Annotated in this window: 9 protein-coding genes; 8 read left to right on the forward strand and 1 reads right to left on the reverse strand. The window is 42.5% G+C overall.

Annotated features, from left to right (window positions below; translation table 11 throughout):
* Positions 1 to 19: 19 nt before the first annotated feature.
* From ftsY to ppk1, 6 genes are all read left to right on the forward strand, one after another.
* Positions 20 to 961, forward strand: a complete 942-nt coding sequence (gene ftsY, locus DXC04_RS02060; protein WP_021861105.1) for a signal recognition particle-docking protein FtsY — start codon at positions 20 to 22, stop codon at positions 959 to 961.
* 13 nt (positions 962 to 974) lie between these two features.
* Positions 975 to 2,195, forward strand: coding sequence for a threonine ammonia-lyase (gene ilvA / locus DXC04_RS02065; protein WP_021861104.1), 1,221 nt, complete (start codon positions 975 to 977; stop codon positions 2,193 to 2,195).
* Between the two features lie 263 nt (positions 2,196 to 2,458).
* Positions 2,459 to 3,850, forward strand: a complete 1,392-nt coding sequence (locus tag DXC04_RS02070) for a 2-isopropylmalate synthase (protein ID WP_117537219.1) — start codon at positions 2,459 to 2,461, stop codon at positions 3,848 to 3,850.
* Between the two features lie 28 nt (positions 3,851 to 3,878).
* The gene (locus DXC04_RS02075; protein WP_117537218.1) at positions 3,879 to 4,532 is read left to right on the forward strand and encodes a GntR family transcriptional regulator; all 654 of its coding nucleotides are present in this window, start codon (positions 3,879 to 3,881) and stop codon (positions 4,530 to 4,532) included.
* Positions 4,533 to 4,576: 44 nt separating this feature from the next.
* The gene (locus DXC04_RS02080; protein WP_117537217.1) at positions 4,577 to 5,782 is read left to right on the forward strand and encodes an NADP-dependent isocitrate dehydrogenase; all 1,206 of its coding nucleotides are present in this window, start codon (positions 4,577 to 4,579) and stop codon (positions 5,780 to 5,782) included.
* An 89-nt stretch (positions 5,783 to 5,871) separates the two neighbouring features.
* Positions 5,872 to 7,956, forward strand: a complete 2,085-nt coding sequence (gene ppk1 / locus DXC04_RS02085) for a polyphosphate kinase 1 (protein ID WP_118659734.1) — start codon at positions 5,872 to 5,874, stop codon at positions 7,954 to 7,956.
* Between the two features lie 157 nt (positions 7,957 to 8,113).
* Here the strand turns inward: ppk1 and abc-f are convergent, their stop codons facing one another.
* Entirely contained in the window at positions 8,114 to 10,039 is a 1,926-nt protein-coding gene (abc-f, locus tag DXC04_RS02090) for a ribosomal protection-like ABC-F family protein (RefSeq protein ID WP_118659736.1), read from the reverse strand.
* A 134-nt stretch (positions 10,040 to 10,173) separates the two neighbouring features.
* Between abc-f and DXC04_RS02095 the strand changes: the two genes are divergently transcribed.
* A complete protein-coding gene (locus DXC04_RS02095) occupies positions 10,174 to 10,830 on the forward strand; it encodes a redox-sensing transcriptional repressor Rex (protein WP_118519335.1) in 657 nt (218 codons plus the stop codon).
* Positions 10,831 to 11,003: 173 nt separating this feature from the next.
* Positions 11,004 to 12,503 carry an NAD(P)H-hydrate dehydratase gene (locus tag DXC04_RS02100; RefSeq protein ID WP_118659738.1) on the forward strand — a complete coding sequence of 500 codons (1,500 nt, stop codon included), beginning with the start codon at positions 11,004 to 11,006 and terminating at the stop codon, positions 12,501 to 12,503.
* Positions 12,504 to 12,509: the final 6 nt, after the last annotated feature.

Raw genomic sequence — 12,509 nt, forward strand, 5'->3', positions numbered from 1 at the left:
ATGATAAGAGGAGGCTGTTATGGCAGAGGAGAAAAAGGGCGGCTTTTTCAGTCGGCTCGTTTCAGGGCTTACGAAAACAAGAGATAATATTGTATCCGGAATGGACAGCATTTTTCACGGATTTACACATATTGATGATGATTTTTATGAAGAACTGGAAGAAGTTATGATCATGGGAGATCTGGGCGTTCAGGCAACCTATGATATTCTGGATGACCTGAAAGAAAAGGTAAAAGAGCGTCACATCAAAGAACCGGCAGACTGCAGAGAAATTCTTATTGAGAGTATCAAAGAACAGATGGATGTTGGTGAGACTGCTTATGAATTTGAAGACAAGACTTCTGTTGTAATGATGATCGGTGTCAATGGTGTCGGAAAGACAACGACAATCGGCAAGCTCGCAGGAAAACTGCGTGCCCAGAATAAGAAAGTCGTACTGGCTGCTGCGGACACATTTCGTGCTGCTGCCGGTGAACAGTTAAAAGAATGGGCAAACAGATCGCAGGCAGAGCTGATCGGCGGTCAGGAAGGTTCCGATCCGGCATCCGTTGTATTTGATGCAGTTGCAGCCGCAAAGGCAAGACATGCAGACGTACTTTTATGCGACACGGCAGGAAGACTGCACAACAAGAAGAACCTGATGGAAGAGCTCAGAAAGATGAATCGTATCATTGACCGGGAATTTCCGGAAGCATACAGAGAGACGCTGGTCGTGCTGGATGCGACAACGGGACAGAATGCACTGCAGCAGGCAAAGGATTTTAATGATGTTGCGGATATTACCGGAATCGTACTGACGAAGATGGATGGAACAGCCAAGGGTGGTATTGCAGTTGCAATCCAGGCAGAACTTGGTATACCGGTGAAGTACATCGGTGTCGGAGAAACAATAGATGATTTGCAGAAATTTGATGCGGATGCATTTGTAAATGCGTTATTTGCGAAGGAAGACGAGAATTAGGAGGGCAACAAAGATGGAAAGTTTAACACTGGAAAGTTTTGAACAGGCGAGTGAGATCGTGAAAAAAGTCACACTGCCTACCAAGCTGGTTTACAGCGAGTATTTAAGCAAAGAGACAGGTGGTAAGATTTATCTGAAACCGGAAAATATGCAGTATACAGGCGCTTACAAAGTACGTGGATCTTATTATAAGATCAGCAGAATGTCAGAAGAAGAGAGAGAACGTGGACTCATCACTGCTTCTGCCGGAAACCATGCACAGGGTGTTGCCTATGCAGCACAGCAGTTTGGCTGTAAAGCAACAATCGTTATGCCGACAGTTACACCACTTATCAAAGTCAACCGTACAAAGAGCTATGGAGCGGAAGTTATCCTTCATGGTGATGTTTATGACGATGCATGTGCGTATGCGCTGAAGCTTGCCGAAGAGAAAGGATACACATTTGTACATCCGTTTGATGATCTGGAAGTTGCAACCGGACAGGGAAGTATCGCAATGGAGATTGTACAGGAACTTCCTACAGTTGATTATATTCTTGCTCCGATCGGTGGTGGCGGACTGATCACAGGTGTATCAACACTTGCGAAGATGCTGAACCCAAAGATCAAAGTCATCGGTGTAGAGCCGAAAGCAGCAGCAAGTATGACTGCAGCATTTAATGCGGGTGAGCCGGTTACACTGGACAGCGCAGATACGATTGCTGATGGTACAGCTGTAAAACGTGTCGGAGAAAATATTTTCCCATATGCGAAAGAGAATATCGATGAGATTCTGCTCGTAGAGGACGATGAGTTGATCGGCGCTTTCCTTGATATGGTAGAGAACCATAAGATGGTTGTCGAAAATTCCGGACTTCTGACAGTTGCAGCGCTGAAACAGATGAACTTAAAAGGTAAGAAAGCAGTTGCAATCTTAAGCGGTGGTAATATGGACGTTATTACGATGTCATCTATTGTACAGCATGGTCTGATCCAGAGAGACCGTATCTTCTCTGTATCTGTACTCCTTCCGGATAAAGCCGGTGAGCTAGTGCGTGTTGCGAAGACGATTGCGGATGCCAAAGGTAACGTTATCAAACTGGAACACAACCAGTTTGTAAGCACGAACCGTAATGCGGCTGTGGAGCTTCGTATCACAATGGAAGCATTTGGAACAGAGCATAAGAATGAGATTCTCCAGGCACTGGAAGATGAAGGACTTCGCCCGAGAGAGATCAGTGCAAAACTGTACTAATGAAAAGAAATGCTGAAAGTATGATATAGCAAAACATGACTTTCTGCCAGGTCATCTGGTGGAAGTAATAATTGAATACAGAGATGCTACAGACATAAAAGCAGTATGGGTATAATAGGAGAGAACCTAAGATATTCATATTGCTTTTCTATTTTCCTCATAAAAATTTTAATTTCTTCTTGACATACAATGTATGATTGTATACAATCATACATAAAGATTGAAAAAGAATAGTATTTGTTACGGAAAGAGAGATGACAGCAATGGAAGATAGAAAAGTATACCTTGATAAACACAGCAATCTGTTGCAGCTGGAAGAGCATATGTATCCGCTCGTAGATGTCGATAAACCGAATGTGTTCCGGAATCTGTTCCACTATGATGAGATCCCGAAGATTGCATTCAATGACCGTATTGTACCGCACAGTATGCCGGATGAGATCTGGATCACAGATACAACCTTCCGCGATGGACAGCAGTCCAGAACTCCGTACACGACAGATCAGATCGTAACGCTTTATGATTATTTTCACAGATTGGGCGGACCGAATGGAAAGATCAGACAGTGTGAATTTTTCCTCTACAGTAAAAAAGACAGAGATGCCGTTTATAAATGTATGGAGCGAGGATATAAGTTTCCGGAGATCACAAGTTGGATCCGTGCAAGCAAGAAAGACTTTGAACTTGTGAAAGAGATCGGTATGAAAGAGACCGGTATTCTTGTAAGCTGTTCTGATTATCATATTTTTTATAAACTGAAAATGACAAGAAGAGAGGCAATGAACCATTATCTTTCTGTCGTTCGTGAATGTCTGGAGACAGGAATTTCACCTAGATGTCATCTGGAAGATATTACACGATCTGATATTTACGGATTCGTGATTCCGTTCTGTCTGGAACTTATGCATCTGATGGAAGAATATAAGATTCCGGTGAAGATCCGAGTCTGTGATACGATGGGATATGGTATCAACTATCCGGGTGCCGTGATCCCAAGATCCATTCCGGGTATTATCTATGGCCTTCGTGTACATGCCGGAGTTCCGAGCGAACTGATCGAGTTCCATGGACATAACGATTTCTACAAAGCAGTCAGCAATTCTACAACCGCATGGCTGTACGGTGCAAGCAGTGTAAACTGTTCGCTGTTTGGAATCGGTGAACGTACCGGTAATACACCGTTGGAAGCTATGGTATTTGAATATGCACAGCTTCGAGGAACACTGGATGGCATGGACACAAGAGTGATCACAGAGATTGCAGAGTATTACGAGAAAGAGATCGGCTACAGAGTCCCGTCGAGGACACCGTTTGTCGGAAAGAATTTCAATGTTACCCGTGCAGGAATCCATGCGGATGGTCTGCTGAAAAATGAAGAGATTTATAATATTTTCGATACAGATAAATTCCTGAATCGCCCGCCACTTGTTGCAATTTCAAATACATCCGGTCTTGCGGGAATCGCACACTGGATCAATACTTACTTCGGACTGAAAGAAGAGAAGCAGGTTGACAAGAACAGCAAGCTTGTTGACAAAGTAAAAGAGTGGGTAGATAAGGAATATGAAAGCGGTCGTGTCACCGTCCTGACAGATGAAGAACTGTTAGGTGTTATTGATGAGGCGTGCAAAGAGCTTGGCATCCGTCTCAGATAACAACGAACAAATTGAGAGAGGTATAAAAATGATGGAATATCAGGATCAGTCTCTGAGAGGAAGAGTTTTTCAGAGACTGCGTGAAGATATATTAAATGGTAAATACAAAGAAAATGATGAGCTTAGGGAGATTTCCATCGGGGATGAACTGGGAGTCAGCCGTACACCGGTAAGGGAAGCTCTCCGTCAGCTTGAACTGGAAGGACTGGTACGGATCGTACCGAATAAAGGCGCTTATGTGACCGGAATTACAAGAAAAGATGTAGCAGACATCTTTAAGATCCGCTCGATGTTAGAAGGTCTGTGCGCCAGATGGGCAACTGAGCATATTACGGATGAACAGATTGAAGAGCTGGAAGAGATGCTTCTTCTGTCAGAATTTCGTCTGAAAAAGGAGCAGAGTTCTATCGCAGAACAAGTATCCGAACTTGACGGAAGATTTCACAGAGTTCTTTACGAAGCATCGGACAGCCGTATATTAGAACATGTCCTGACAGATTTTCATAAGTATGTGAAGCTGGCAAGAAAGACTTCTGTTGGCGAAGAACACCGGGCCGAAAAATCCATTCAGGAACACCGGGCGATTCTGGAAGCAATCAAACAGAAAGACGCAGACAAGGCAGAAGAACTTGCGAATCAGCATATCAAAAATGTAATGCAGAACCTGCATCTGGAAGAATAATAATCAGATAGAATATAGAAAATAACGTAGAAAGGGAGAAGAACATGGCTAAGATTAAAATGACAGTACCAATTGTGGAAATGGACGGAGACGAGATGACAAGAATCCTTTGGAAGATGATTAAGGAAAATCTTTTGGAACCTTTCATAGAGTTAAATACTGAATATTATGATCTCGGACTGGAACACAGAAACGAGACAGATGATCAGGTGACGATTGATTCGGCAAATGCGACGAAAAAATACAAAGTCGCTGTAAAATGTGCAACAATTACACCGAATGCCGCCCGCGTAAAAGAATATAACTTAAAAGAAATGTGGAAGAGCCCGAATGGAACAATCCGTGCTATCTTAGATGGAACGGTATTCCGTGCACCGATCGTTGTAAAGGGCATTGAACCTTGTGTAAAAAACTGGAAGAAGCCGATCACCATCGCAAGACATGCATATGGAGATGTGTATAAAGGTTCTGAGATGAAGATTCCAGGAGCAGGAAAGGTAGAGCTTGTTTATACTGCAGAAGATGGCAGTGAGACAAGAGAACTCGTACATAATTTTGACAGTGCCGGAGTTGTACAGGGAATGCATAATATCAATCATTCGATTGAGAGCTTTGCAAGAAGCTGTTTCAATTATGCACTGGATACAAAACAGGATCTCTGGTTTGCTACGAAAGATACAATTTCCAAAAAATATGACCATACATTCAAAGATATTTTCCAGGATATCTACGATGCAGATTATAAAGACAAATTTGAAGAAGCAGGAATTACTTATTTCTACACACTGATCGACGATGCGGTTGCCCGTGTTATGAAATCCGAGGGTGGTTATATCTGGGCATGCAAGAATTATGACGGAGATGTTATGAGTGACATGGTATCATCTGCATTTGGTTCACTTGCAATGATGACATCTGTGCTTGTGTCTCCGGAAGGATATTATGAGTACGAGGCAGCACACGGAACCGTACAGCGCCACTATTACAAACATCTGAAAGGTGAAGAGACATCCACAAACTCTGTGGCAACAATTTTTGCATGGACAGGAGCACTACGTAAACGTGGTGAGATGGATGGAAACAAAGAGCTGATGGCATTTGCAGACAAGCTGGAAAAAGCAACGATTGATACAATTGAAAGCGGCAAAATGACAAAAGACCTGGCACTTATTACAACACTTGAGAATCCGACTGTGCTGAACAGCGAAGACTTTATTAAAGCGATTGCAGAAAAATTAAAAGAGGACTAAACTTTACAGAGATTTTACGGAAAACAGATATACTTCAAACAGAACTATGGTATTTTTGTAAAAGGCAAAAAAGTAAAAGGAGTACTGTTATGAAGAATATATATTGTAATCGGGAATTATCGTGGTTAAAGTTTAATGAACGTGTATTAGAAGAGGCAGAGAGTAAAGACGTTCCATTATGTGAACGTCTTACCTTTGCCTCTATTTTTCAGACAAATCTGGATGAATTTTTTATGGTCAGAGTCGGATCGCTGCAGGATCAGATGTTACTGCACAAAGAAATCCGTGACAACAAAACAAAGAAGACAGCCAAAGAACAGATCGAGGCAATTCTGGAAGAAGTAAAGCGGCTTGGCAAAAGACACGGGAAAGCTTTCGAAAATCTTTTGCAGGAACTGGAAGCGTATGGCGTACGTTTTGTAGATTTCCGGCATATCGACGAGGGAGTCAGTCAGAGACTGGAACGATATTTTAAGACAGAGATTGCACCTCTCATTTCGCCTACGATCATCAGCAAGAGACAGCCGTTCCCATTTCTTAGGAACAAAGATATATATATTGTTGCAGTACTGGAAACGAAGAGTAAAAAAGAGCGTCTCGGTATCATTCCGTGCTCAAACAATGTGTTTAAACGTCTGATCGAACTGCCGGATCATCCGGGCACTTTTATGCTGTCAGAAGAATTTATCCTGCATTATGTGCCGGAAGTATTTAAAGGATACCGTATCAAGGCAAAATCTGTGATCCGTATTACAAGAAATGCGGATATCGATGCGGATGCATTGTATGATGAAGATCTGGATTATCGTGATTTTATGGCAGATCTTATCAAAAAGCGTAAAAAACTGACTCCGGTTCGCATAGAATTTTCAAGAGAAATGAATAAAAATGTTGTTGCAACATTGTGTAAATATCTGGAAATGGACAAGACGCATGTGTTTTTGTCGGATGCACCGCTGGATCTCTCATTTGTATTTGAAATCCAGGACCGTCTGAGAAAAAATCCGGAACTGTTTTATGAGAAAAAGGTGCCGCAGAAATCACCGATGTTTCAGGATGGTGAGAGTATTCTTGCGCAGATACGCAGGGAAGATAAGTTACTTTCCTATCCATATGAGTCTATCCGCCCATTTCTTCATATGTTAAATGAGGCGGCAGAAGATCCGGATGTTATTTCAATAAAAATGACTCTGTACCGCCTTGCAAAGCAGAGCAAAGTCGTGGAAGCACTGGTAGAGGCGGCAGAGAATGGAAAAGAGGTTATTGTTCTTGTAGAGCTGCGTGCAAGATTTGATGAAGAAAATAATATTGAATGGTCCAGAAGACTGGAAGATGCCGGATGTCAGGTAATCTATGGGCTGGATGGATATAAAGTGCATTCCAAGCTGTGTTTGATCACAAGAAAAAATGATAATCATGTGGAATATTTTACACAGATCGGAACGGGAAATTATAATGAGAAAACATCCAGACTGTATACAGATTTATCCCTGATGACATCAGATCCTGCAATTGGTCTGGAAGCATCCAATGTATTCCAGGCACTTCTGAAAGGTGAAGTTGTTGAACAGTCAGAGAAACTTCTTGTCGCACCAAAATGCCTGCAGAACCGTGTGCTGGAAATGATTGATGAGGAAATTGAACACGCCAGACATGAAGAACCGGCATATGTCGGTGTGAAATTAAATTCGCTGACAGATAAGAAAATCATTGATAAACTGGCGGAAGCGTCAAAAGCAGGTGTAAAAATTGATCTTGTAATACGTGGAATCTGTTGTCTGCTGCCGGGAGTTCCGGAAAAGACAGAAAATATCCGCGTGATCAGTATTGTAGGACGTTTTTTGGAACATTCCCGTATTTATATTTTCGGAACAGAAGAGCGCAGTAAAGTTTATATCGCATCGGCGGATTTTATGACAAGAAATACGGTACGCCGCGTGGAGGTAGCTGCGCCGGTGGAGGATGTAAGATTGAAGGAATGTCTGCTTAAAGATTTCCGGATTATGTTAAATGACAATGTCCAGGCGCGGAAAATGAACCCGGATGGAAATTATACAAGAATAAGGAATGACAAAGAGCCACTTTCTGCCCAGGAATATTTTTATGAGGAGGCTTATAAAAAAGCCGGAAAAAAAGAGCAGCCACAGGTGAAAACGGAAACGGCAGAATCATAATGAGATGGACAATCGAATAAAGATGAAGTGATGATTCGGTATGATTATATAATTGGAATTGCACCGTTAAGTAAAAAAGGCTTTAACTTCTCGCAGTCAAAGCCTTTTTGTATTATTTATCTTATGCGATAAGAACAGTAGTTTTGACTAAGATAATTTAGTCTTCAGCAAGAATTTCCCAGTTTTTATAAAGAGTTTCCAACTCTTCCGCAATCTGTACTTTCTCTTTGGCGAGTTCCTGGCATTTGACAGAGTTTGTGAAAATCTCTTCTTGTACCATAAGTTCATCAATTTCCCGGTCGCGGTCTTCGAGTACGCTGATGCGTTCTTCCGTCTTTTTTAATTCATTCTGGCGTTTGCGTTCCTTAGCCTGCAGTTCTTTTTGTTCCTGCCAGCTTAATTTGGAAGCGGAGACTTCACCGGAATCGGTGGAAGAATCAGAAGTCATATCGATATTTTCTGTATATGCAGCTGTGAGTTCTTCCTTTTTCTCCAGGTAATAATCGTAATTTCCAATGTAATTGACAAACGTATGATGCGTAAGATCCAGGATTCTTGTGGCAGTCTGATTGATGAAATAACGGTCATGCGAAACATAGAGCAGTGTTCCGGTATAATTATTCAGCGCTTTTTCCAGAATTTCTTTTGAGGTAATGTCTAAATGGTTGGTCGGCTCATCGAGGATCAGGAAGTTTGCTTCAGAGAGCATAAGCTTTGCAAGAGAAACACGTCCTCTTTCACCACCGCTTAAATCGGAAATCCGTTTAAAGACATCGTCTCCGGTAAATAAGAATGCTGCAAGCATGTTCCGGATCTGCGTATTTGTAAGAGTCGGGTAATCATCCGAAATCTCTTCAAAGATTGTCTTTTCCATATGGAGCACATGGTGTTCCTGATCGTAGTAGCCAATCTGGACATTCGTACCAAGGGTGAAAGTTCCGTTGTCTGCAGGGAGAACCTGATTTAAAATCTTAAGCAGAGTCGTCTTGCCGGTTCCATTATCGCCGATGATCGCAACGTGTTCGCCACGCTTGATCTCAAAACTGATATCTGAAAATAACGTCTGTGGTGGAAAAGCTTTACTTAAATGTTCTACCGTCAGTACATCATTACCGCTGATGGTTGCAGGTTCCAGCTTTAACTGAAAGTCTTTGTTTGTTTCTATCGGTTTTTCTACCGGCTTGATCTTCTCAAGCATTTTCTCACGGCTTTCCGCCCGTTTGATTGATTTCTCGCGGTTGAAAGAGCGGAGCTTTTCAATAACAGCTTCCTGATGCTTGATCTCTTGCTGTTGGTTGAGATATTCTTTGATACGCGCTTCGCGGATCTGCTGTTTTTTCTGAGAGTAATCAGTATAATTACCAGAATAAGTCATCAGTTCACCGTTTTCTATTTCGATGACTTTCGTAACAATCCGGTTCAGAAAATAACGGTCGTGTGAGACGATCAGTACTGCACCCGGATAATTTAATATGTAAGTTTCCAGCCACGTGATTGAATTCAGATCCAGGTGGTTGGTCGGCTCGTCCAGAAGCAGAATATCCGGTTTAGTAAGCAGAAGTTTGCCGAGAGAAACACGGGTTTTCTGTCCTCCGGAGAGCGTATTCACCGGTTTGGTAAATTCTTCTTCCTGAAAACCTAGTCCCTTTAAGACACCAGTCAGTTCGCTTTCATAAGCATATCCATTTTCGCGTTCAAATGCTGCGGTCAGCCGGTTGTAGGAGTCCATGTGGTCTTCCAGAGAGTCTCCACTTAAATCCTTCATCTCCAGTTCCAGCTGACGGATCTTCTGTTCCATGGCAATGATATCTGCTTTTGCCGTGCGCACTTCTTCGTAGATCGAACGATCTGTATTCATGTCCTGATGCTGGGCGAGATATCCCATAGTCTTTCCTTTGGTCAGGATGACGGAACCACCATCTGACGGCAGTTCTCCGGCAATTATCTTGAAAATAGTAGATTTGCCGGCTCCGTTCGGGCCTACAAGGGCAGCTTTCTCATGATCTTCTATATGAAAAGAACCATCTTTCACAATGATTTCTTCACCAAATGCTTTGTTAATTCCATGACAGGCGAGTATCATAAAAAATTCCTCCTTATCTGTTCACATACGTTCTTATTATAGCGAAAACGTAATAAAAAAACTACTAAAAAATTGACTTTATTCATACAATTTTATATAATAACAGTTAGAATATATATGGGAAGGTGAAAAAATTGGATAATCGAGGAATATCACAGGCAGTCATCCGACGTTTGCCGCGATATTATAGATATTTAGGAGAACTCCTTGAAAATGGGGTAGAACGTATTTCTTCTAACGATCTGAGCAAAAGGATGAAGGTTACTGCGTCTCAGATTCGTCAGGATCTTAACAATTTCGGAGGATTCGGACAGCAGGGATACGGCTATAATGTCAAATATCTATATACAGAGATCGGCAAAATCCTGGGACTGGAAGAAGATCATAAGATCATAATCATTGGTGCAGGTAATTTGGGACAGGCACTTGCAAATTATGCAGCGTTTGAAAAACGTGGATTTATCCTGACCGGAATTTTTGATGTAAATCCGCGTCTGGAGGGAGTTGCGATTCGTGGAGTGCCGATCCGCATGATGGACGAGTTGAAGTCCTTTGTCCAGAAGAATGATGTAGAGATTGCTGTACTTACAATTCCAAAAGAGAAGGCAATCGAAGTTGCGAATATGCTTGTGGAGAACGGCGTGCGCGCGATTTGGAACTTTGCACATACAGACCTCAATCTGCCGGATAATATCATTGTTGAGAATGTGCATTTGTCAGAGAGTCTGATGCAGTTATCTTATAACATCAGTCGTTATAATGAAGACCAGCGCAAAAAAGGAAAGAACTAGTAAAAGCAGACGTATAGAAACAGGCATGTGTATACAGGCTTGTTTTTATACGTCCTTTTTATATGATACCAGAGCAGAAAAGCCTGCATTCATGTGAGCTTGTCAGTAAGCGGATGTAAGGTTTTGTGACTCCGCAGGTGTCATAAGTACGATTATATTAGGGAGATGAGCATATGAGGTTTTTACCGGATGGAGACAGTATGAAGGCGGCAGATAAGGATACGATAGAGAATCTCGGTATCCCATCACTGGAACTGATGGAACGTGCGGCGAGGAGTTGTATTGATTCCATGAAAAAGGAAAAGCTGGATTTTACAGATGTTCTGATTGTCTGTGGATCGGGAAATAATGGCGGAGATGGTTTTGCTGTCGCGAGACTTTTAAAAGAAGAAGGATGTGCGGTTACTGTTTTTATGGCGGGGAATCCGGCACATTTAAGTGCGGAATGCCGATATCAGTGGAAGCTTTTTGAAAGCATTGGAGGATCGATCCGCGACCACTACCCGGATGGCACATACAGCCTGATCATTGATGCTATATTCGGTGTTGGTCTGAGTCGGGAAGTAACCGGGCATTACCGGGAAGTTATTGAGTGGATGAATGAAGCGTCCGGAACAAAAGTTGCAGTGGATATTCCATCGGGAATCAATGCCGGAAATGGTTGTGTGCTTGGTATTGCATTCCGCGCAGATTATACAGTGACGTTTCAGGTTGAGAAGATCGGACTTATCTTTTATCCTGGAAAAGAATATGCAGGTAAAGTCACAGTGACAGATATCGGAATATCACTCCGGACGATGGAGAAGAACAAGAACATTGCATATCTGCCGGACAGAGAGGAATATATCAGAATGCTGCCGGACAGACCGGAAGATTCCAATAAGGGTACTTATGGAAGGCTGCTTGTGATCGCCGGAAGTAAAGGGATGAGCGGAGCTGCATTTCTTAATGCAATGGCAGCTTATCGGATGGGAGCCGGACTGGTGCAGATTTATACGGAGGAATCGAACCGGATCATTTTACAGGCACTCCTGCCGGAAGCAATCATCACAACCTATACAGAATTTGACAAGGAAGAAGTGAAACGGCTTTTAAGTCACGCAGATGCGGTATGCATTGGTTCCGGACTTAGTAGATCCAAGACTGCAAAGAAGATTTTAAAAACCGTATTGTCCAATGTGGAAGTAGCATGTGTGATCGATGCAGATGGACTGAATCTGCTTGCGGAGCATTTGAAATATACAGAATATCTTACAGAAGGAAGGTTTATCCTGACTCCGCATATGAAAGAGATGTCCAGACTGACCGGACTTTCTGTTCCTGAAATCAGAGCTAACAGACAGCAGGTGCTGGAATCTCTGACGAAAGAATGGAACGTTACCTGTGTCCTGAAAGATTCAAGAACGTTGATTGGAGAAGCCGGAAAACGGACCTGTGTCAATACAAGTGGCTGTCAGGCGCTGGCAAAAGGCGGTTCCGGAGATGTGCTTTGCGGTGTGATCGCCGGACTTCTGGCACAGGGAATCAGTACATTCGAGGCGGCAACTCTCGGAACTTATATACATGGATTAAGTGGTGAAACAGCTGCGAGAAAGAAAAACAGTTACAGTATTCTGGCAAGGGATCTGCTTGAGAGCCTTGCAACAACGGACATTACAAATAGTAATTTATAAGGAGGA

The organism is Dorea sp. OM07-5 (assembly GCF_003481355.1).
Lineage (GTDB): Bacteria > Bacillota > Clostridia > Lachnospirales > Lachnospiraceae > Dorea_D > Dorea_D hominis.

Coding starts and splice junctions, on each gene's coding strand:
- ftsY (WP_021861105.1), top strand. CDS start 20: ATGGCAGAGGAGAAAAAGGGCGGCTTTTTCAGTCGGCTCGTTTCAGGG.
- ilvA (WP_021861104.1), top strand. CDS start 975: ATGGAAAGTTTAACACTGGAAAGTTTTGAACAGGCGAGTGAGATCGTG.
- DXC04_RS02070 (WP_117537219.1), top strand. CDS start 2,459: ATGGAAGATAGAAAAGTATACCTTGATAAACACAGCAATCTGTTGCAG.
- DXC04_RS02075 (WP_117537218.1), top strand. CDS start 3,879: ATGATGGAATATCAGGATCAGTCTCTGAGAGGAAGAGTTTTTCAGAGA.
- DXC04_RS02080 (WP_117537217.1), top strand. CDS start 4,577: ATGGCTAAGATTAAAATGACAGTACCAATTGTGGAAATGGACGGAGAC.
- ppk1 (WP_118659734.1), top strand. CDS start 5,872: ATGAAGAATATATATTGTAATCGGGAATTATCGTGGTTAAAGTTTAAT.
- abc-f (WP_118659736.1), bottom strand. CDS start 10,039: ATGATACTCGCCTGTCATGGAATTAACAAAGCATTTGGTGAAGAAATC.
- DXC04_RS02100 (WP_118659738.1), top strand. CDS start 11,004: ATGAGGTTTTTACCGGATGGAGACAGTATGAAGGCGGCAGATAAGGAT.